This window comes from Streptomyces sp. PH10-H1 (assembly GCF_030063355.1).
Classification (GTDB): Bacteria; Actinomycetota; Actinomycetes; order Streptomycetales; family Streptomycetaceae; genus Actinacidiphila.
In genome coordinates this window covers 48,190-69,471 of record NZ_JASISZ010000005.1, presented here as the reverse complement: position 1 = coordinate 69,471, position 21,282 = coordinate 48,190, and the positions used below count along the sequence as shown (strand labels likewise).

At 70.8% G+C, this 21,282-nt stretch carries 18 protein-coding genes; 10 read left to right on the top strand and 8 right to left on the bottom strand.

The annotated features are described in order from the left end of the window. Window positions 1–24 precede the first annotated feature (24 nt). A complete protein-coding gene (locus QMK24_RS05200) occupies window positions 25–699 on the top strand; it encodes a hypothetical protein (protein ID WP_283463928.1) in 675 nt (224 codons plus the stop codon). A 29-nt stretch (window positions 700–728) separates the two neighbouring features. Here the strand turns inward: QMK24_RS05200 and QMK24_RS05195 are convergent, their stop codons facing one another. The 7 genes from QMK24_RS05195 to QMK24_RS05165 form a co-directional block, all read right to left on the bottom strand. Then, a complete protein-coding gene (locus QMK24_RS05195; protein ID WP_283463927.1) occupies window positions 729–1,775 on the bottom strand; it encodes a glycosyltransferase family 2 protein in 1,047 nt (348 codons plus the stop codon). A 141-nt stretch (window positions 1,776–1,916) separates the two neighbouring features. Further along, window positions 1,917–5,219: a DUF4082 domain-containing protein gene (locus QMK24_RS05190; RefSeq protein WP_283463926.1), complete on the bottom strand. Its 3,303-nt coding sequence runs from the start codon at window positions 5,217–5,219 to the stop codon at window positions 1,917–1,919. Window positions 5,220–5,460: 241 nt separating this feature from the next. Then, window positions 5,461–6,576: a DegT/DnrJ/EryC1/StrS family aminotransferase gene (locus tag QMK24_RS05185; RefSeq protein WP_283463925.1), complete on the bottom strand. Its 1,116-nt coding sequence runs from the start codon at window positions 6,574–6,576 to the stop codon at window positions 5,461–5,463. Continuing rightward, a complete protein-coding gene (locus tag QMK24_RS05180) occupies window positions 6,573–7,391 on the bottom strand; it encodes an acetyltransferase (protein WP_283463924.1) in 819 nt (272 codons plus the stop codon). Before QMK24_RS05180 ends, QMK24_RS05185 begins: the two co-directional genes overlap by 4 nt. Beyond that, on the bottom strand, window positions 7,388–8,545 hold the full coding sequence (locus QMK24_RS05175; RefSeq protein WP_283463923.1) for a DegT/DnrJ/EryC1/StrS family aminotransferase: 1,158 nt from the start codon (window positions 8,543–8,545) through the stop codon (window positions 7,388–7,390). Before QMK24_RS05175 ends, QMK24_RS05180 begins: the two co-directional genes overlap by 4 nt. Further along, window positions 8,542–9,591, bottom strand: a complete 1,050-nt coding sequence (locus QMK24_RS05170) for an NAD-dependent epimerase/dehydratase family protein (RefSeq protein WP_283463922.1) — start codon at window positions 9,589–9,591, stop codon at window positions 8,542–8,544. Before QMK24_RS05170 ends, QMK24_RS05175 begins: the two co-directional genes overlap by 4 nt. A 43-nt stretch (window positions 9,592–9,634) precedes the next feature. Next, window positions 9,635–10,735, bottom strand: coding sequence for a Gfo/Idh/MocA family protein (locus QMK24_RS05165; protein ID WP_283463921.1), 1,101 nt, complete (start codon window positions 10,733–10,735; stop codon window positions 9,635–9,637). Window positions 10,736–11,542: 807 nt separating this feature from the next. Here QMK24_RS05165 and QMK24_RS05160 point away from each other — a divergent pair. The 9 genes from QMK24_RS05160 (at window position 11,543) to QMK24_RS05120 (ending at window position 19,776) form a co-directional block, all read left to right on the top strand. Then, complete coding sequence (locus QMK24_RS05160; RefSeq protein WP_283463920.1) at window positions 11,543–12,442, top strand: glycosyltransferase family 2 protein; 900 nt, start codon at window positions 11,543–11,545, stop codon at window positions 12,440–12,442. Between the two features lie 210 nt (window positions 12,443–12,652). Beyond that, a complete protein-coding gene (locus QMK24_RS05155) occupies window positions 12,653–13,978 on the top strand; it encodes an MFS transporter (protein WP_283463919.1) in 1,326 nt (441 codons plus the stop codon). Between the two features lie 82 nt (window positions 13,979–14,060). After that, a complete protein-coding gene (locus QMK24_RS05150; protein ID WP_283463918.1) occupies window positions 14,061–15,080 on the top strand; it encodes a TolB family protein in 1,020 nt (339 codons plus the stop codon). A gap of 482 nt (window positions 15,081–15,562) precedes the next feature. Beyond that, the gene (locus QMK24_RS05145; protein WP_283463917.1) at window positions 15,563–16,510 is read left to right on the top strand and encodes a hypothetical protein; all 948 of its coding nucleotides are present in this window, start codon (window positions 15,563–15,565) and stop codon (window positions 16,508–16,510) included. A 61-nt stretch (window positions 16,511–16,571) separates the two neighbouring features. Then, a complete protein-coding gene (locus tag QMK24_RS05140; protein ID WP_283463916.1) occupies window positions 16,572–17,477 on the top strand; it encodes a DUF4397 domain-containing protein in 906 nt (301 codons plus the stop codon). A gap of 163 nt (window positions 17,478–17,640) precedes the next feature. Beyond that, complete coding sequence (locus QMK24_RS05135; protein ID WP_349361987.1) at window positions 17,641–18,177, top strand: class F sortase; 537 nt, start codon at window positions 17,641–17,643, stop codon at window positions 18,175–18,177. A gap of 193 nt (window positions 18,178–18,370) precedes the next feature. After that, entirely contained in the window at window positions 18,371–18,679 is a 309-nt protein-coding gene (locus QMK24_RS05130; RefSeq protein WP_283463915.1) for a hypothetical protein, read from the top strand. A 90-nt stretch (window positions 18,680–18,769) separates the two neighbouring features. Next, window positions 18,770–19,528 carry a GAF domain-containing protein gene (locus QMK24_RS05125; RefSeq protein WP_283463914.1) on the top strand — a complete coding sequence of 253 codons (759 nt, stop codon included), beginning with the start codon at window positions 18,770–18,772 and terminating at the stop codon, window positions 19,526–19,528. Beyond that, the gene (locus QMK24_RS05120) at window positions 19,525–19,776 is read left to right on the top strand and encodes an ANTAR domain-containing protein (protein WP_283463913.1); all 252 of its coding nucleotides are present in this window, start codon (window positions 19,525–19,527) and stop codon (window positions 19,774–19,776) included. The genes QMK24_RS05125 and QMK24_RS05120 overlap by 4 nt, the downstream gene beginning before the upstream one ends. A 99-nt stretch (window positions 19,777–19,875) precedes the next feature. Here QMK24_RS05120 and QMK24_RS05115 read toward each other — a convergent pair whose 3' ends face one another. After that, window positions 19,876–21,264: a S53 family peptidase gene (locus tag QMK24_RS05115; RefSeq protein WP_283463912.1), complete on the bottom strand. Its 1,389-nt coding sequence runs from the start codon at window positions 21,262–21,264 to the stop codon at window positions 19,876–19,878. Between the last annotated feature and the right edge of the window lie 18 nt (window positions 21,265–21,282).

The following is a 21,282-nucleotide window of genomic DNA, read 5'->3' as shown; positions in this document are numbered from 1 at the left end:
TCGGTGCTGACGGAAGGAAACACTGTGTCGCCTGGCGAGCTCGTCCGTGCGCTGCTCCGCCGCTGGTACGTGCTGGTCCTCGCGATGGTGCTGACCGCTGCCGGGGCCTACCAGGTGCTGCGCCCCACCCAGCTGTATATGAGTTCGGCGGTTGTCGTGCTCAAACCGCCGGTGACCGGGAGGCAGCCGAACCAGTTCACGAATCTGCAGCCGCCGCTCGCCGCGGTCTCCTCCGCGGTCATCCAGCAGCTGCAATCGCCTGCGGGGGTCGCCGAGTTGAGTGCCGCCGGCGTCCGCGGGAAGTACCAACTGGTTCCGCGCAACAGCGGCACCAGCGCGACTCCGCGCTATCTGATCCCCTCGTTGCAGGTGCAGGCGGAGCAGGAGGATCCCGCCGGCGCGGACGCGGCGGTACGGCAGATCATCGCGGTCTACTCGAAGCATGTGCAGGACATGCAGACGGCACAGGGGATCGCGTCCGCGTCGCTGATGAGTGTTGACGTCCTGGTGCCCCCGAGCGCCGCCGGGCAGTACGGCATCAAGAGCCGCGGGTTGACCGGGGTGGCCCTGCTGGGCGTGGCCGGCGGGGTGCTGTCCGCTCTGTGGGCCGACCAGTACATGATGGGGCGGCGCGGCACGGGCACCGGCTGGCTGCGGCGTGCGGCCGGCCGGATCCGCGAGGTTCCGCTGTCCAGCTGAGCGGAGAGCAGGCCTTGGTTGACGATGCATCAGATTCCCCGGCGCTTCCAGGACTTCCACCAGAACCACTCGCGCCCGCGCTCGACCACGGCCGACAGCACCAGCGGCTGCAGATAGGGCATCGTCCTCGCGCCGATGCGCTGCCGCAGGCGCAGCGCCCGGTACTCCGGAAGGGCCTTGTAGCCGGGCAGGCATTCCCCGGCGAACGCGACGAGTTCCCCGACAGGAACCACACCGGTACGCCCCCGGTCGTAAGCGCGGTAGGCCCGTCGCAGCGCGAAGCGGGCGAGCCGGGTGTGCACCGCTTGTGACAGCAGGTCGGCCCGCGGCAGCCGGTCGCCGCACTTGTCGAGCACCGAGTCGAAGGCGATGAGGCGCTGCCGGAGATCGTCGAGCTGTCCGCCGAAGTCCGTGGTGGACATGTTATTGCCGTGGACCCGGTAGAAGGCCTGGTCCGCCCCGCGTATGTAGCCGACGTCGGCGTGCGCCGCGAGCCGCATCCACATCTCGATGTCGCCGGCGTGCGGGAGGGTGGGATCGTAGCCGCCCACCGTGCGCTGCAGGCTGGTGCGGACGACGACTTCGGGTGAGGTGATGCACCCGGTCGCCTCGCGGAACCGCCGCTCCAGCCACCACAGCCCCGGATAGACGACCGAGCCGGTGCTCCCGGTGCGCGCCGCGGGCAGCGGCCCGCCGTGCTGGAAGCGCAGTGGCCGGCCGTAGCAGAACCCGGCTTCCGGATGAGCATCGAGGAGCGCGGCGGCGCGTACCAGGGCTCCGGGGACCAGCCGGTCGTCCGCGGAGAGCAGGACGACGTAGTCTCCGTCGGCCCATTCCAGCAGGCCCTCGTTGTAGGTGGCGATGTGCCCCATGTTGCGTTCGTGGACGCGGACCTCGATCCGCGGGTCGGAGGCCGCCAGCTTGTACGCGGCCTCCGCCGAGTCGTCGGGTGAGGCATCGTCAATGATCAGCACCCGGACGTCCAGGCCCTCTTGCTCGTCCAGGACGCTGCGCACGCAGTCGGCCAGGAAGTGGCCGTACTTGTAGCAGGGAATCACGACGCTGACGGTGCTCATCGTAAGGAAGCCAATCCCCGGGTGGCCTCGGGGGAGGCGGCCCTGTCCTGCCGGGCCGCCTCCCCCGATCCGCACCGGTGGGTACGGGTGGAAACGTGGTCGTGCGGACTGCTGTGTTCCTGCCGGTCTCGCGGGCCCGCTCTAGCGGGAACCTCCCTTGCGGCGGTGGGTGCGTGCGGTCGGAGCCGGAGTCGCGGTCTTGGCCGGAGTCGTGGCCGCGGTGGGCTCAGTTGAGGTGCCTGCCAGCGCGGCGGCTGGCGGTGCGGTGGTGGTGAAGACCGGGCCGACCCAGTAGTTCGCGGATCCGTAGGTGCCGGTCGGGAAGGCCGGGGCACTCCCGTACTGGTAGAGGCCGTTGGATCCTCCGCTGCCGTCGGCCGGGGCGACCAGCGGATAGGACTGGTGCGCTCCGGTGAAGTAGCCTCCGTCGACCGCGTAGTTCCCGTTCGGCGCGTGGTAGGAGACCACATACGGGGTGCCGGCGGTGATGGCCACCGGGGTGGCAAAGGTGAGCCGTTGCCACCCGGACGCGGTCTCGCCGGCGAAAGTGCCGGTGGCGAGCAGCGTGCCGGTGGCGGACCAGAGGCTTCCGGAGTGGGTGCCGGTGTTGCCGGTGCCCTTGTAGAAGGTGACGCCGGTGATGTAGCCGTTCACCGCCGACTGGAACCGGGTGCCCAGCTCAACCGAGTTGGCGTCGCCGGTCAGATCGGTCGTGCTCGGCACCGTGGAGGCGTTCCACAGGGTGCAGGGGCAGTTGACCGCTGGTGGTGTGGCACTGGTGACGAAGGACCACGTGGTCGGTGCGTCCATCGTGTTGCCCCACAGGTCGGCGGCCTGGACGGAAGCCGTGTACGTGGTGTTCAGCGCCAGTTCGGTGGACGGCGTGAAGGTCGCGCTGTTCGAGGCGCTGAGCACCTTGTCCCCCGGCACGGTGGTGCCGTTCGCGGCCTTCAGGGTGAACACCAGCGATTCGAAGTCGATCCCTTCGCTGAAGACGGCCTTGACCGGTGCGGTGATCGCCACGCCGGTCGCCCCGGACGTCGGCGAGGTGGAGGTGACCGCGGGCGGGACGGTGCTGGCCGTCGAGGTGTCCAGGACGGCGTCCACCCAGTAGTTGCTTCCCGACGACGCGGAGGACGGGAAGCCGCCCGCCGAACCGTAGTGGTACACGCCGTTGCCGCCGTCGGTGCCGGACTGCAGCGCGGTGAGCGGAGCCAGTCCCGCGGCGTTGTTCGCGAAGGTGCTGTCGTAGGAGTATCCGCCGCCCGGTGCGAAGTAGGACGCGATGTAGGTGGTGTTCGGCTTCACCGGCACCGGCGAGGCGAAGTTCAGCTGCTGCCAGCCGGACGCGGTCTCGTTGGTGAAGGTGCCGGTGGCGAGCCGCTGGCCCGAACTGCTCCACAGGCTGCCGGTGTGGGTGCCGGTGTTGGCGGGGGACTTGTAGAACCGGACGGCGGTGATCGAACCGGTCACCGATGTACGGATCTTCACGCCCAGCTCGACCGCGCTGCCGTCACCGGCGTTGACGGTGCCGGGTACGGCCGCGGCCGGCCACACGGTGCAGGGGCACTGCTGGGGTCCGACGGTCAGCGGAACGGTGGTGGTGGCGCCGATGTTGACGCTGTCGTCCACGGCGCGCACCTTGATCTGTGCCGAGCCCATGGTCGTCGGAGTCCAGCTGTAGCTCCAGGACGTCAGACCGGTGGTGGGGTTCCAGGTCGTTCCGCCGTCGGTGGACACCTCCACCCGGGCCACCACGCCGCCGCCGGAGTCGGCCGCGGTCCCGGTGATGGTGACCGGCCGCAACGCGGGCACGGTGACGTTTGCGGCGGGGGTGGTCACGGTGATGGCGGGGCCGGTGGTGTCCGTGGAGGCCGTCGCCAGGACGAGGCCGCTCTGCAGGCTCTTGGGCTGGAGGCCCATGTCCGCGAACACGTTCACGGTGGCCTGCTGCATCCGCTTGTCCTCGGTCACCACCGTGGCGTTCGGGTTGCTGGTGGGGATGTTGGTCAGACCCCACGACCACTGCACGGTTCCCGCCCCGAATACCAGGGCGTGCGAGGTCTGGTCGCGGAACTCGACGAGGTTGTGGGTCGCGGTGCCGTTGCCGTAGGTGTTCCCGTAGTCGAGGAGCAATTTGCCGTCGGTGACGTCGACCGTGGTGGACGACAGATCGATCTGGCCGGCGGGTCTGCTGCTGTTGGACACGGCACTGTCCCACTCGTAGCCGAGCGTCCCGGTCGGGAAGGTGGCGGTCTGGTTCGGGGCCAGGTTCGCGACCGTGGTGCTGCGCCAGAGCCTCAGCTTGCTGTAGGCGCCGGGCACCGTCAGCGCGTCGCTGCGGTAGCCGTTCACCGAGAACAGCGAGCCGGTGAGGATGTTCTGTGGCTGGAAGGGCGCGCCGTGCGCGGTGATACCGGGGTCCATCCAGGACCCGGTCCATATCCCGGTGGGGTCGGGGATGCCGTCCGGCTGCGGGAGTTCGAGCTTGGTCATCTTGTAGCAGGCCAGCGTCCGGTTGGCGGTGCTGGTGCCATCGGTGCTCGGTGCGAACCGGGTCTTCCAGAACACCTCGTTGCCGCTGAAGTAGGTCTGGTGGACCCCTGCCTTCCGGGCCGCCAGGACGTTGCTGTACTGCTCCTGGGACCAGTACTCGTCATGGCCGGAGGACATGAACATCTTGTGGTTGGTCAGCAGGGAGCCCTTGGTGGACACGTCCATGCCGGAGAGATAGCTGACGTCGTAGCCGTTCCGTTCGAGCCAGGAGATCATCTCGAACTCGGAGCCGTAAACGCCGTTGTCGCCGCCGATGTCCAGCGGCCGGTTGTAGCTGACCTGGTAGGCGCGCCCGTCGGGTGCGGGCCCGGTGCCCCCGTAGAGGTTCCGGCCGCCCCACAGGTTGTAGGCCTGCCATGTCTCGTCATCGGTCTGCACGACGATGTCGGAGTGGCTGGAGTCACTGCGCACGATGAACGGGTACGGCATCACGCCGTTGCCGTCCGCCTGGTCGAGGTTGGCGATGTACAGTCCGGACACCGCGTCGCTCGGTACGGTCCAGGTCGCGGTCACCGGCCAGTTGCCGCAGTCCACGAGGCCGGTGGTGGTGTCGGTTCCGCAGTTGCGCGGCTTTCCGTCCGGCACCCCGTCGACCACCGTGGTGTCGATCGGGGTGTTCGCCGTGCCGTCCTTGGTGAAGTTGGCGGGATACGTCTGGGCCGCCTGCGCCGCGGTCGACAGCTGGCGCGCTCCGTTGCCGCCGTAGTAGCCGAGACGGAAGACCGAGACATGGTAGGCGGCCGGGGACTGGATCTTGAACTGGATGGTGTCGCCTGCCTGGACGCTCTCCTGGGTGGTGAATCCCTGGACGTTGCCATAGGCGTTGGGCGCGAACCACTGGTCCATCGGTGTGCCCGGTTTGGAGTTCTCGCAGACGACGGGGTTCATGCCTGATCCACACGGATCAGCGGCGCTGGCGACCACGGCCAGCGGTGGCAGTACGGCGGTTACCAAGGCTGTGGCCAGGGCGAAGAGCCCGCCCCGGAGCAGTCTGCTCCTTCTGTACATCTGTACCTCTCAGCGGCAGTGCAGTGACGACCCGACTCGGTGAGACGGGGTGAAGACCAGAGCGGGTGAGGCGAGCACCGGCGCCGGATCGCACGTCAGTGAGATCCGGCGGCGAACGGCCTCAATTCAGTGCATCGGCGAGCGCGTCCACGACCTGCTGCTGCTGATCGGTGGTGATCTGCGGGAAGAGCGGAAGCGAGAGCATCCGGTCCGCTGCCTCCTCGGCGTTTGGGAAGTCGCCACGGCGGTGCCCGAGGTGGCCGAAGGCCGAGGTGAGGTGCACCGGAGCGGGATAGTGCACCCCGGCCCCGATGCCCTCCGCGTTGAGCTTGCCCACGACGGCGTCACGGTCCGCTCCGGCGACGCGCACGACGTACAGGTGCCACACGTGCTCGTTGCCGGTGACCGTCACCGGCAGCACCACGCGCCCGGCGCCGGACAAGTCGCCGAGCAGCGCGTCGTAGCGCGCCGCGGCCACGCGCCGGGCCGCGTTCCCGTCGGCCAGCCGGGCCAGCTTGGCCCGCAGGACGACTGCCTGCAGTCCGTCCAGGCGGCTGTTGAACCCGGCCACGTCATGGCGGTATTTGGCGACGCCGCCGTGGTTCGCGAGCGCGCGCACCAGGTCGGCCCGCTCCTCGTCGTCGGTTACCACCGCGCCCGCGTCACCGTAGGCGCCGAGGTTCTTGCCCGGATAGAAGCTGGTGGCCGCGATCCCGCCGCTTCCCGGGGAGCGGCCGTCGCGCGTCGCGCCCTGGCTCTGCGCCGCGTCCTCGACGATCCTGACGTGCGCGGGCAGGGCACCGGCCAGTTCCGTCACGGCGGCGCACTGCCCGTACAGATGGACCGGCACGACCGCACGGGTGGCTGCGCCGACCGCGTCGAGTGCGGCCCGGTGGTCCATGAGGAGACTGTCGGGATCGCAGTCCACCAGCACCGGCTTGGCACCGATCCTGGCCACCGCGCCCGCCGTGGCGATGAAGGTGTTGGCCGGCAGCACCACCTCGTCGCCGACCCCGACACCGCTCGCCCGCAGCGCCAGTTCAAGGGCGTCGGTGCCGTTTGCCACACCGACGCAGTGCGCGACACCGGCGAAGGCCGCGTACTCGCGTTCGAACTCCCGGACCTCTTCGCCGCCGATGAACGCGGTGGCCGCCAGAACGCGCTCGAAACCGTCCCGTACGTCATCGGCGACTTCGGCATGGGCCGCCTTGAGGTCGACAAGTGGTATCTGGTTCATGTGACTGAGCTCCCCATCCGTTCAGCCGGCCGGCGGCCGACGTCGTTACCAGCGGCTCGGATCTCGTCGAGTGCCGGGATCCCCGCCTCGCGCAGTCGGCCGGCGGGACTGCCGACCCAGACCTCGCCCGGCGGCACATCGCCGAGCACGGTGCTTCCCATACCGATCAGCGACCACGCGCCGATCGTCGTGCACTCGCGGACCAGGGACCCCGCACCCACGTAGGCACCCCGCTCCAGCCGTACGCCCCCGCCGAGCCGGACACCGGAGGCGATCGTGGCGTAGTCCCCGATCACATCGTCATGAGTGAGGACGACGTGCGGCATCACGGCCACATGCGCCCCCACCCGCACGGCGGCCGTCAGGACGCTGTGCGCCAGGAGCACCGAGCCGGGGCCGACGGCCGAGGTCCCCGACACCACCGCGGCAGGATGGATCACCGTGGCGTAGCGGTGTTCCGGCAGCCCCAGTCGCCGCACCAGACGCGCCCGTGCGGCGTAGTCCCGGGGGTTGCCGACGCAGATCACCAGCCGCGCACCGGGCAGCTCGTGAACCAGGTCGCACCCGCCCAGCACGGTGATGCCGTCCACCTCCCGGCCGTGCAGCGCCGCGTTGTCGTCCAGGTGGCCGAGCAGCTTCCAGCGCTCGGCGCGGCCCCGGGCGGTGTCCTCGGCGTTGGCATCCCGTACCGCCTGGGCGGTCTCCCGCGCGAACCCGCCCGCGCCGATGATCACGAGCTCGGAGCGGTCGGAACTCTCCGCTCCGGACCTCTCCGCGCCGGAGCCCGGCGGGCCGGGTCTGGCGGGGCCGCTCATCCGTCGGCCTGTTCGCGGAGCACCGCCACCACGCGGTCCTGCTGGGCCTCGGTCATCGTGTGGAACAGCGGCAGGATCAGCGAGTCGCGGCTGATCCGCTCGGTGACCGGCAGCGGCGCCGAGGGATGTCCCTGGTAGGCGGGTTCGAGATGCGACGCCATGATGCCGCGCCGGGCGGAGATCCCGGCCTCGGAGAGCGCGGCGAGCAGTTCGTCACGGCTCGCCGGGAAGTCCTCGGACGGCAGCACCCAGTAGGACTGGAAGTTGCCCTGCCCGTACTCGGGGTCGCGGACCGCGGTCAGCCCCGGAATGTCCCGCAGCAGTGTCTCGTAGCGGGCGGCCAGGGCGCGGCGCCGCGCCACCACCTCGTCCAGTTTTTCGAGTTGGACCAGACCGACCGCGGCCTGGATGTCGGTCATCCGGTAGTTGTAACCGACTTCGAGATAGCTCTCCAGGATGGGCTTGGTGCTCGCGTGCCGCTGCGCGGCGGACGCGTTCATCCCGTGCTCGCGCAGCCGGCGCAACCGCTCCGCCCACTGTGCGTTGTCCGTGGTCACCATGCCGCCCTCGCCGGTGGTGATCACCTTGCGCGGGTGGAAGGACCATGCCGCGAGCAGCGCGCCGTGGCCGACGGACTTGCCGCCCACGGTCGAGCCGATCGCACAGGCCGCGTCCTCGACCAGAGCGAGGTCCCAGTCGGCGCAGGCGGCACGCAGGGCGTGCACATCCGCGGGCACCCCGCCCTGGTGAACGGCGAGGACCGCTTTCGTCCTGGGCGTCCGCACCGCGTCCACGGTGGCCGTCGTCAGGTTGCCGGTGGCCGCCTCGACATCGGCGAACACGGGCTGGGCCCCGACGTAGCGCACGGCGTTGGCGGTGGCGATGAACGACAGCGAGGGGACGATGACCTCGTCGCCGGGCCCCAGGTCCAGCGCGATGAGGGTCAGGTGCAGGCCGGCGGTGCAGGAACTCACCGCGATGCCGTGTTCCGCGCCCACCCGTTCCGCGAAGACGCGCTCGAACTCGGCGACCCGGGGCCCCTGGGCGACCCACCCGGACAGCACCGCGTCGGCGGCCGCCTTGGCCTCCTCCTCGCCCAGCCACGGCATCATCACCGGGATGCGGGAGAGCGAGGGATCCACCGCGGCGCTCATCGCGCGGCCTGCTCGTGCGCGGCCTGCGCGGCGTGCTCGGCCTGCGCCGGCTCGGCGGCCTGAGCCGCCTTCGCGGCGGCGTCCACGCTCTGCTCCGCGCGCCACCAGTCCACCAGGTCCCGCAGCCCCGTGCGCAGATCGATCTCCGCCGTGAACCCTAGGCGTTCGGCGGACTGCGTGGTGTCCGCGAGGCGGCGGGTCACCCCGTTCACCGCGCGGGCCGGACCGTGCAGCGGCTCCAGATCCGCACCCATCGCGTCGAGCAGCGCGAGGGCGAGATCGCGCAGGCTCGTTTCGGTACCGCTCGCCACGTTGAACACCTCGTCGGTGAGATCCGATTCGGCGGCCAGCAGGTTGGCCCTGGCGATGTCCCTGACGTGGACGAAGTCCATCGTCTGGGTGCCGTCGCCGAGGATCAGTGGCGGCTCTCCCGCCACGATCCGCTCCATCCAGCGGATGAGCACCTCGGTGTACAGACCGTGGATGTCCATCCGGGGCCCATACACGTTGAAGTAGCGCAGTGCCACGTAGTCGAGGCCGTACATGGAGTGGAAACTGCGCAGCACCCCCTCGTTGAACGCCTTCGCCGCCCCGTAGAACGTGTCGTTGTTGTACGGGTGGTGGCGCTCGGTGGTGGGGAAGGTCTCCGCCAGGCCGTAGACGGATGCCGAGGACGAGGCGATCACCTTGCCCACGCCGGCGGCGGCCGCCGCCTCCAGGACGTTGAAGGTGCCGTCGACCATGACCTCGTTCGCCAGCCGGGGTTCCTCCGCGCACTGGGTGATGCGTATCGCGGCGAGGTGGAACACGAGGTCGGCGCCCTCGGTGACCTTCCGTACGGTGGCCACATCGCGGATGTCGCCCTCGACGACCTCCACGACGCCGCTCGGCATGGCCTGAGCCAGGTTGGCCATCCGGCCGCGCACGAAGTTGTCGAGCACGACGATCTCACGTGCCCCGTTGTCGACCAGAAGGTCGACCAGGTTGGATCCGATGGTGCCCGCGCCACCGGTGACCAGAATCTTCTTGCCTCGTACGGTGCTCAACTCTGTTCCCCCACTGAATCGGTCCTGGTGTTCCGTGGAACTGTCAACGTCCGGCACGCAGGCCGACGACCGCGCCGCGGAACTCCAGGCTCCGGGACGCCGCCTCAAGAATGTCCAGCACCCGAAGGCCCGCCCGGCCGTCGGTCAGCGGAGCCCTGCGCTCCCTGATCGCGGCGGCGAACTCGTCGACCATGCTGCCGAGCGCTTCCTTCTCCCCGATCGCGGGCGCCACCATGTCGCCGGACCGGTAGGAGATCTGCATGTCCCGGCGCTCGTCCGCGCCGATCTCCTGGGGGGTCGACAGTTCCACCCCGCGGTCGAAGATCGCGACGCGCTGAGCGGGGTTGAGGTCGTCCCAGATCAAAGTGCGCTTGGACCCGCCGACCATGGTGGTCCGTACCTTGGTCGGGGACAGCCAGTTGACGTGCACGTGGGCGATGGCCCCGGTGTTGAGCTGCAGCGTCAGATAGGCAACGCAGGCCTGTCCGGCGCCTATCGGGTCGGCTCCGTGCGCGGCGACGGCGACCGGCTCGACGTGGTCGGGGAGGATGAAGTCGAGGATCGACAGATCGTGCGGGGCCAGATCCCACATGACGTCGATGTCCTTCTGGACGAGTCCGAGGTTGATCCGGACCGAGTCGACGAAGTGGATCTCGCCGAGATCACCGGAGCGGACCAGCTCCCGGATGCGGCCCACGGCCGGTGTGTAGCAGTAGGTGTGGTCGCACATCAGGGTGAGACCGCGCTCCTCGGCCTCGGTCACCAGGCGCAGACCGTCCGCGTAGGTGGCGGCCAGTGGCTTCTCGACGAGCACGTGCTTGCCGGCGCGCAGCGCGGCCAGTGCCACCTCGAGGTGCGTTCCGGCGGGAGTGGCCACGGCGACGGCGTCCACGGACGGATCGGCGAGGACCGCCGCGTAGTCCGAGGTCGCCTGGACCGTGGAGTACGTGCCGAGGACCCGCTGTGCCCGGTCCACGTCGAGATCGCACAGCCACCGCAGCCGGAACCGCGGGCTGGACTGGAAGTTGCGGACGAGGTTCGGGCCCCAGTAACCGGCGCCGACCACGGCTACCCCCAACGGCTCCACGGGTCCCCGCCCGGAAGCGCCGGCGTTCTTCACAGCGCCCTTCACAGTGTCCGTCACAGTGTTCCTCTTCCTTTCGCGCACGCGTTCGTGCGCGTTGGCTGACGCGTCGACAGTTCATGGGTGAGGTACGTGAGATGCGCGGACACGTCGCAGGCGCCGCGCGGCGGCCCGGCAGGGACCGTCGTGCCCCTGCGGCGGGATGCTGCCCGGCGCCCGTTCAGCCGACGGCGGGGCGCGTGCCTGCCCCGCAGGGCGGCCGCGGCCGCGAGGCCGTCCGTGACCAGCGGGATGTCCTGGTGCTGCCGATCGGAATGCTGTCGGCGCACCCCTGGAATCCCGCGTTCCACAACCTGTGACTCATGCGTGACCTGCTCAACGGTCATGCTCCCCCCACCACGGTGCTCTACGTACTCCGCCCGGCCGGCAGGCGTCCCCGCACCCGTCCTGCCGACAACTCACGTGACGGGAGGGCGGTACGGACACCGACGGTCGCAGAGGAGTACGTGGTTCTTACACCTGACCGAACGATTCCGGACGGCCGGCTGCATCTTCCCCCCGCAGCCGGAATCCGTTTTGATCAGTTGTGACGAGTGCTGCCGTGTCGTTCCCACGGCAGAACCCTGACGCGCGTGTACTGTCCGGGCCCGGTCTGGCTTGTCCGAGCGCGCTGGAGCCCCCGCTGGCATCAATCCGCCCCAGAATTCCCCGAATTGATCACAGCATTGCCGGAACTGGTCGGCCAGGGGTGATATTCCCCGCCCAAACCGGTCCGCCGACGCTCAATCTAGACCACCGGACCCAGCTGGGGGGACAGTTGGACGAAACACTCAGCAACAACGTGCTCCATGGCCGCATACTTCCCGGGTGACGAGCATCGTGATCCCCGCCCACAACGAGGGCCGGGTCATCGGCCGCCTCCTGGACTCGCTTCTGGCGGAGTCCTCCGCCGGCGAGATCGACATCGTGGTGGTGTGCAACGGCTGTACGGACGACACCGCGCGGGTCGCGGGTCTCCGCGGCGCGAGTGTCCGGGTCGTCGAGATCCCGGCCCCCTCGAAGCACGCGGCGCTGAGGGTCGGTGACGAGCACGCGCGCGGTTTCCCCCGGCTGTACGTGGACGCCGATGTGGTGATCGGGACCTCGGACGTCCGGGCGCTGGCACATACGCTGGACAACTCGTCGACACTGCTCGCGACGGCCCCCGAGCGGGACCTCCCGCTGGCCGGCTGTGCGTGGCGGGTCCGTGCGTACTACCGGGTGTGGCAGCGGCTGCCGGCCGTGCGGGAGGGCCTGTTCGGCCGGGGCGTCATCGCGGTGTCCGAGGCGGGGCACGCACGCATCGCCGCACTGCCGCCGCTGATGGCCGACGATCTGGCCGCGTCGCTCGCCTTCGGACCCGATGAGCGGCTGGTGGTGGACACGGCCCGGGTCGTCGTCCACCCGCCGCGTACCTGGTCCGATCTGATCAAGCGGCGGATCCGGGCGGCGACTTCGTCCGCCCAGCTGGAGCAGTACCAGGAGCGGGAGCAGATTCCGGAGACGGCCCGCGCGAAGGGCCGGTCCTCGGAGCAGCCTCCGGCCCAGCCGTCGGCCCGGACGAGTATGGCGGATCTTCGTGCGCTGCTCCGTGCGGAGCCACGGCTGTTCCTGGGCGTCGTCGTCTTCATCTCCGCCGCACTCGTCGCCCGTCGGGGGTCCAGGAAGGCGATCGCTTCACAGGACTTCGGCACCTGGCTGCGGGACGAGAGCAGCCGGGAGGGCTGATCGCGGGACCCCGACCGGGAGCAGGACGGGTCCCGCCCGGGGAAAGTGCCTGGTAGGGGTCCTGGACATGCCCTGTTCCGTGGGAACCCCCTCCGCCATCACATACAACCACTAAAGTGTTCATCGCACGTTCGAGTACATGGACGGCCTCGGCTGCGCCGACAACTCCTCCGCCGCTTCCGACGACACCGGCAACTGGAGCTCCTGATCATGTATCTCGCGGATCGCTCCGCCCCCAGCGGGGCGAACACCGCACCGGGTCGCAAGCGCGGCCCGGTACCGGCGGTCACCTCGGTTGTCTTCGCGCTGGGCGCGGTCAGCCTGATCACCGATATCTCCTCGGAGATGGTCACCGCTGTCCTGCCGCTCTATCTCGTCGTGGGACTCGGCCTCAGCCCGCTGGGTTTCGGCACACTCGACGGCGTCTACAACGGGGTCAGCGCGCTGGTGCAGCTCGCGGGCGGTCACCTCGCCGACCGGGTGCGGAACCACAAACTCATAGCCGGGATCGGCTACGGCCTGTCCGCAGTGTGCAAACCGCTGCTGCTGCTCGCCCACAGCCTCGGGCCGCTGGGCGCGGTGCTCGCACTGGAGCGCACCGGCAAGGGACTGCGCACCGCCCCGCGCGATGCGCTGATTTCCCTGTCCACAGCGCCGGAGTACCAGGGCCTGGCCTTCGGGGTGCACCGGGCGATGGACACCACCGGCGCCGTGCTCGGACCCGTCGCCGCCTTCCTGATCCTGCGCGCGGCGACCGACGGCTATGACGCCGTCTTCGGCGTCAGCGCCTGTGTGGCCGCGGTCGGTGTGCTGGTGCTGGTGCTGTTCGTCCCGGGGAAGCCGCGCGGTGCGCGGGCCGTACCGGCGGCCGGGCGCGAGGACGAGGCCGAAGCCGGGACCGGCAACACGGCCGTGGCCGCGGTCGCGGTCGAGGAGAAGCGACCCGTCGACGTTCGCGAGGCGCTGCGGCTGCTGCGGCTGCCACGCCTTCGCGCGCTCGCCGGCTGCGCCGCGCTGCTCGGTCTCACCACCGTCAGCGACGCCTTCGTCTATCTGCTGCTGCAACGCCGTTCCGGTTTCGGCGAGCAGTGGTTCCCGCTGCTGCCGCTCGGCACCGCCGCCGTGTTCCTTCTGCTGGCCGTGCCCGTCGGCTTTCTGGCCGACCGGGTCGGGCGGCGCGGCGTGTTCCTCACCGGACACGCCCTGCTGCTCATGGGTTATGCCTTGCTGCTCTGGGCCCCCGACACGACAGCCCTGCCGTTCCTGGTGCTCGCGCTGCACGGCATGTTCTACGCCGCCACCGACGGCGTGCTGCCCGCCGTGGTCGCCGACATCGTCCCCGAGCAACTGCGCGCCAGCGGCCTCGCGCTGGTCGGCACCGGTCAGGCGCTGGCCCGCTTCTGCTGTTCGCTCGCCTTCGGCGCGGCCTGGACGCTCTGGGGGGACGGACCGGCGCTGGCCGGTTCCGCGGTCGGCCTGCTCTGTTGTGCGGCCGTCGCCGGTGTCGTGCTGCGGCCGGCGGGTGGCCGCCGATGATCCCGGGGTGCGCGCCGGAACCGGCTGCCGCCCTCGCACCCGCCCAGCTATCAGCTCTGTCCCGACACCCCCGAGGATCCCGATGACACCGCTGCGCCGCCTGCTCGTACTCGCCATGGCGGTCCTGCTCCTCGCGGGTCTGGGTACCGTACTGATCCTGCGCGCCTCCTCGCACGCGGATCAGAAGAACCAGCCGCAGGCGGGCGGACCCGCGGTCAGCGCGGGCAAGGTGACGCTGACACAGTCGGGAAAGGTGGCCTTCCTCAACGGGGCCCGGGGCCCGCACCTCACCGAACTCGCCTCCGTCCCCGCCGCCGACCCCAAGGCCGGGCGGACCGCCTCCGGCGTCAAGTGCCAGCGCTTCTACGCTGCCGCGGGGACCGGCGTCTGCCTCCAGTCCGCCCCCGGCGCGGTCGCGCAGAGCAACCGCGCCCTGGTCCTGGACAAGAACCTGGGCACGCTGCGCAGCTTCCCGCTCGCGGGCATCCCCAGCCGGGCCCGGGTCTCGCCCAGCGGACATCTGGCCGCCTGGACCGTCTTTGTCGGCGGTGAATCCTACGGCGCGGCCTTCTTCTCCACCCGCACCGCGATCCTGGACACCCGCACCTGGCAACTCACGTCCAACCTGGAGGAGTTCACCATCCTCCTGGACGGCAAGAAGTACCACGCCGCCGATGCCAACTTCTGGGGTGTCACCTTCGCGGCCGACGACGAGACCTTCTACGCCACTCTCGGTACCGGCGGCCGCACCTATCTCATCCGGGGATCCCTCGCCCACCGCACCGTCACCACCCTGACGCAGAACGTCGAATGTCCGTCCCTGTCCCCGGACGGCACCCGCGTCGCCTTCAAGAAGCGCGTCCTACGCGGCGCGGCACTCTGGCGCGAGTACGTCCTCGACCTGCGCACGCTCCACGAGACGCCGCTCGCCGAACACCACAGCGTCGACGACCAGGCCACCTGGCTGGACAACAGCACCCTCGCCTACGCCCTCCCCACCGAGGGCGCGGTCGGAAGCACCGACCTGTGGAGCGTCCCGGCCGACGGCAGCAGCACCCCCCAACTGCTGATCCCCGGCGCCTCCTCCCCGGCGCCCCTGTGATCAGGGCCCGCTCGGCGGGCCGCTCAGCGATCCGGGCTGCGAGCCCGGTCGGCGGGTCCTGGCTGCGGACGGGGAGAGACCTTGCCACCATCGACCAACTGTGCTGATATTCGAACCTCTTTGTAGTCGCACCAGGTGCCGTGATGATCGCGCCCGGACTTCGGGCGACGTATGCACGGTGCCGCAAGGAACGAACCGCCGGACCAGCTCTGCGGTAGCCAGTTCCGCCGCCCGTCCTTCTAACGAGTGCAATGCCACAGGACTTCTTCGAACCCCGTCGACCGGTGCAGCGGGTTCAGCCGCCGGGCACTGCTCCGGGGCTCGAGTCATCGCGCTGTGACACCGGGCCTTCGCCATGGCCGGACGAGGTGATACTGGCCGCCCCGCCCGTCGCGCCGGTACGCACCCCGCCGGGTGGGGAGCCGACCTGGGCGCGGGTCCGCTGGAACGCCCTCCGCTCCTTCGGCCGCAGGCGATTAGGGGTGGGTCCCACCATCCCGCGCACCGGGGACGGCCACCGTTCCGCGGGCCGCCGTTTCCTCGTCGGTACGGCGGCGACGACCACCGTCGCGCTGATCGCCGCAGGGGTCGTACTGGTCACCGTGGACGGTCATCCGGAGCGCGCCGGGCCGCAGGCGATCACTGTCGCGAGCGGCCCGCCCGGTCCCGCGGGGCCCGAACTGCCGCCCGCGGTCCGTACTGAGACGGCCCGGTGGATCGCCCAGCACGTCGGCTCCGGGCAGGTGGTCGCCTGCGACGCGGCCGTGTGCGGATCGCTCGCCGCACTCGGCTTTCCCGCCTCGTCGATGGTGTGGGTCAAGGCCAGCGCGTTGGAACTGCAGAGCGCGGACATCGCCGTGCTCACCTCGACCCTGCGTACCCGCCTGGGCGCCGCTGTCCTGGAGGTGACGGCCGCGGAGCCGCTCGCCGCGTTCGGCTCCGGGCCCCAACAGGTCACGGTCCAGGCCGTCGCGCATGCCGGCCGGGCGTCCTACTCCCGCGCGATGGCCGCCGATCTGGCCGACCGCCGCCTCGCAGGGAGGGCGCTGCTGGCCAACAGCCGTGTCACGGTCGCCGCCCCGGCCCGCACCCCGCTGGAACAGGGGCTGGTGGACATGCGGGTGTGCGCGCTGCTCGCGACGCTGAGCAGCGGTCATACCCTGACCGTCGAGTCCTTCGGCGCGGCCGCCCCCGGTGCGGGCCCGGGCGTTCCCCGGAGCGCGGTGGACATCACCGCCATCGACACGGTGTCCGCCGTGGGCACCGCCGGGCCGGCCACCGCCCTACGGGCCCTGATCGCGGCACAACAAGCGCCCTACCGCCCGCTGAAGACCGTGTCCCGCGCGGCCCGGGCGGACTCCCCGGCCGTACTGAGCCTGCTCTACTCCCAGCCGGCACCGGTTAACCCGCAGAACGATCCGGCTCCGTGAACGGCATCCGACTCCGTCCGACTCCGTCCGACCACCCCGTACGCCAGAAAGGCTGCTCCGTATGACGCGTTCCCTCCGCACGACGAGTTTCTTCCGCAGACCCGCGGCCGCCCTGCTCTCGGCGGCACTGTGCATCGCCGTGCCGGCCGGTCCCGCCGCCGCGACCGCCTCCGCCGCACCCGCCACCGCCCTTGCCGGGGCGGGCGGTTGGCTGCGACTCGCCCACTTCTCGCCGGGCGCTCCCGCGGTGGACGTGTACCTGTACCCCTTCGGCGGCTCCAGGGCCGCGATGGTGCTCAAGAACGTCTCGTACGGCGATGCCTCGCCGTACGAGTCCGTGGCGGGCGGCCAGTACACGGTGGCGATGCGGCTGGCGGGCGCGGCTCCTTCCGTGGCCCCGGTGATCTCCTCCACCGTCCGGGTCGAGAAGGGCAAGGCCTATACGGTGGCCGGTCTCGGCCCTGGATCGGCGCTCGAGCTGCGGACGCTCGCCGATCAGCTCTCCGCACCGGCGGACCAGGCCGGGGTACGGGTGATCCAGGCGTCGCTGAACCAGCCCTCCGTCGCCGTCCAGGTCGCGCGGAACGACCCGAGCCAGCTGCGCTTCCCGACCTCGACGCCCTACCGCACGGTGCCCGCCGGTGCGACCACGGTGAAGGTCAGCGCGGGTGCTGCCAGCACCACCCGTACGCTGCAACTCGCCGGCCGCAGCACCCACACCCTGGTGGTGCTCTCCTCCTCGGGTGCGGCGCCCAGGCTGCTGGACCTCACCGACTCCAGCGGGCCCGCCACCCAGCCGGGCGGCGGTGTCGAGGCGGGTCTCGGCGGTCTCAGCAAGCCAGCCGCCACAACGGCGGGCGGAGGCGGTTCGTCCTCCGGCCTGCCGGCTGCCGCCTGGTGGAGCGCCGCTCTGGTGCTGGGCCTGGGCGCGGTCCTCTTCGCCGTGCGGCGCCTGCGACGGACCTGAGACTTCATGGTGCGTCTCACCAGGACCCGCGCGCCGCGGCACGCCCGACCCGGGCGGCCGCACCGGGTCGCCCTCGGATCGCTGGCGTTGCTCGGGGCGACGTCAGCGCTCTGTGGCGCGGTGGGACTCGGCGTGAGCCTGTCGCACTCCGATCCCACCGGCGGTGACCAGGCCGCCCCGGTCGGCCGTCGCACCGCCCGGTCCCGTCCCGTCCGCCACCCGGCCGCCGGGTTCCGCCCGGGGTTCCGCGGTGCGCCCCAGCATGCTGTCCATCCCGGCCATCCAGGTCCGCAGCACGCTGGAGACCCTCGCGCTGTCGTCCACCGGCGTCCTGCGGGTTCCGCAACATCCGGCGCAGGCGGGCTGGTTCGGCGGCGGCTCCGTCCCCGGGCAGATCGGCCCGGCCGTCATGGTGGGCCATGTCGACTCCCTCGACGGTCCCGCCGTGTTCGCGCGGCTGTGGCTGCTCAGGCCGGACGATGTCATCACCGTCACCCTCAGCGACGGCAGCAGCGCCCGCTTCCAGGTGACGTCGGTCCAGCGCTTCCCGAAGGACCGGTTTCCCACCGCCGCCGTGTACGGGCCGCAGCCGGATCCCCAGCTCCGCCTGATCACCTGCGGCGGAGCCTTCGACGGACACCGCTACGCCGACAACGTCGTGGTCTTCGCCCGCCTCGCGGGCACCGCCACCGACGTCTGAGCGATGGCGGAATTCCGGCCCTACGTAATGTGCGTGGCGGGACGAATGCCGCCGTTCGGATCGTCAAGTCCCGTGATAACGACGCCAATTGGTCTAGACCCCAGGTGCTACCGGACGTCATAGTGGCCACGGCGCGAGATCTTGGTCGTCGTCGCCGAACTCCCCCCACCTGCCATGCGAAAGAGGTCCCACCGTGCGACTGAAGACCTTGCTGGGCCTGGCTGCCTGCGCTGCCGCGACTGCCGGCGCGCTGACCGTGGCTCCCGCGCAGGCCGCTCAGCTTCCGTGCTTCCTGTCGGGCAGCGGCAATTCCGCCACGGCCACCTGCTACAGCGGAGCGTCGTACACCTGGCGTCTCACCGTCGACTGCCTCGACACCAGCAACATCCGGTGGCCGGTGACCGTCGCCACGATCAGTGGCGGCTATGTGAGGGGCGACGGCACCGAGACCCTGTCCTGCGGCGGTTCGCTGCGCGCCAATGGGCGGATCGAGGCCCGCTGACGTCGCCGGCCGACTGCGCTTCCCGGCCCGCGACCCCGCCGAGGCCGGGCCGGGAGTCCCCGAGGCCGATCGGCGCAGTACTACCGGCCGTTGACGATCTGCTCGGCGAGGTCGGCCAGGCGCCGCTGGTCGCTGCGGGCCTGCCCGCAGCGGATCCCCGCCCTGTTGTGCACGGCGGCGGTCGACCTGCTCTCGGTCTCCGGAGCCTCGATCTCGTTGATGAACGGGCGCGGGGAGTCCCGTGCCCTGCTGTGTTCGTCCGGGCCGGTCGCGGCGCGACTGGCCGAGCTCCAGTCCAGTCTGGGCGACGGCCCGTGCCGACGCGCGTTCGAACGGGGGGCCGCGGTGTGCGTGGACGATCTGGAGCGCGGGCCCGACGCGCAGCGGTGGCCGGTCTTCGCCCAGGGAGCCCGGGAGCTGGGAGTACGCGCGGTGTACTCCTTCCCGCTGGCGGTGGGGGCGATTGCCGCGGGGACGCTGGACCTGTACCGCACGGTCGCGGGCGCGCTGTCGGAGCCCGAACTGCGGGTGGCGCTGCTGGTGGCGGACGCGGTCACCGCCGCGGTACTGCGGTTGCACACCAACGAGGACATGAGCGGATCGTCGAACGGCGACGTACCCTGGGCGGCAGAGGCAGAGGGCAGTCATGACGAGGTGCACCAGGCGACCGGCTTCCTGGCCCTGCACACGGTGCCGCTGCGCCTGCACGAGCGGACGGTCGGCTCCGTCGGCCTCTTCTTCTGCCGGGCCGGGGACGCCACCGACGCCAATCTGCACCTCGTCCAGGCGATGGCCGACGTCGCGGTCCTGACGGTGTGCTGCACTGGCCGGCCGAGCCGCGGCCGGTGAGCGAGATCCTCACCCGGCTGCAGCATGCGCTCACCACCAAGTCCACGGTGGAGCAGGCCAAGGGTCTGCTCTCCGCGGCCGGAGACCGGACGATCGAACAGGCGCCGGGCAGTCTGCGGGAGTACGCACGCCGCGAGGGCCTGCCGATCAGTCAGGTCGCGGCCCGGCTCGTCCCGCGGACGCTCGCTCCGGACCAGGTCCTGCACGCCGGCGCCGACGGTACCCCGTCCCCCGGCGCGGAGCTCTGAACAACGCCGCCGCGTCGTGGCGACGACCGTCCGCCGCCCCGCCCGGGGGTACGGCGGCGGCCGGAAGCGTGCCGCTCAGTCAGTGCACCCAGCGCTGAATCAGTGCAGCCAGCTCTGCAGGGCGAGAGCCGGCACGAAGCGGGCCGCGTCGATGGTGCCGACGCCGGTCGCCATGTCGTAGCCCTTCACCGCGGTGTAGCCGGGGACCCCGGCATAGGTGTTGTTCGTGCCGTCCGCGACGTCCACGACGCCGGTGAACGGGTTGTGCGGGGACTGCTTGGCCAGTGTGTACAGCGCGTTGTGGATGTCGCCCACGCGGTGCCCCGCGACCTGGTCGGCCAGCGCCACGATGCCGGCGAAGAGCGGGCTCGCCTCGCTCGTGCCGCCGGAGACGTCCCAGCCGATCGACTTCGGGTCGTAGCTGGAGTACACCCAGGCGCCGCCGTCGACCGCGGCGGCCATCGAGATGTCGGGCGTGCCGCGGTGGTCGCCGACGATGCCCTTGACGCCGTTCTGGTACGCGGGACGGCCGAAGACGTGCGACTGCCCGCCGCCGCTCGCCCCGTTGTCGTTGTACACGCTGTCCGGCGCGGTGCGGTTTCCGGCGTCGTTCAGGTGCAGCTGAGTGCCGCCGATCGAGGTCACCAGCGGGTCCGCCGACGGCCAGGAGTTCACGGCGTACGGGTAGTTGGCGCTGCCGTCGGCCACGTAGTCCGTGGCGCCGCTGTCACCGGAGGACCCGAGCAGGGTCACGCCGTGCTTGGCCGCGTCCTTGAAGGCGTACCGCAGGTTCTCGATGCTGGAGAAGTCGCCCTGGTCGAAACCGGGGAAGGTGTTCTCGGTCGCCCCGAAGCTCTGGGTGATGACATCGCCGATACCGCGGTCGATCAGTGACTTCTCCGCGTCCATCATCTCCGGCAGACCGGTGACGCCCTCGGTCTCGGCGACCGCCGTCTCCACCAGGATGATCTTCGCGTCGGGGGCGACGGCGTGGGCCATCTCCACGTCCAGGGTGGACTCGCCCGCCCAGCCCGTCATGTCCGCGTTCGCCGGGTCCCACGGCGGGACGTCGCCCCACTTGATGACCTGCACCGGAGCGCTCTTGATGCCGAACTGGTTGCTGTACACGTCCAGATCGTGCTGGATGGTCGGCGAGCCGAACGAGTCGACGATGACGATCGTGCGGCCCTTGCCGGTGATCCCGGCGCGGTACAGCGGATTCAGGTTGTACGCCTGCCGGTACTGCGTCGGCGTATAGCAGTTGATCTTCCACTTCGCCTGGCACTCTTCGGTGCTGAGCGGGCTGCCGACCGCGCGGACGAGGTGGTGGCCGGCGACGGCGGGCACCACCCGGGTCACCGGGGCCTTGGCGGCGGGCGCCGCGGTGGCGGCCCCGGTCAGCGGGGCGGATATGAGCACGGCGGCGGTGAGGGCGGTGGCCCCGGCCGCTGCGACCACGGCACGCTGCCGCGGACGAACTCTGGGCATGAATCCTCCTTGTGTGGA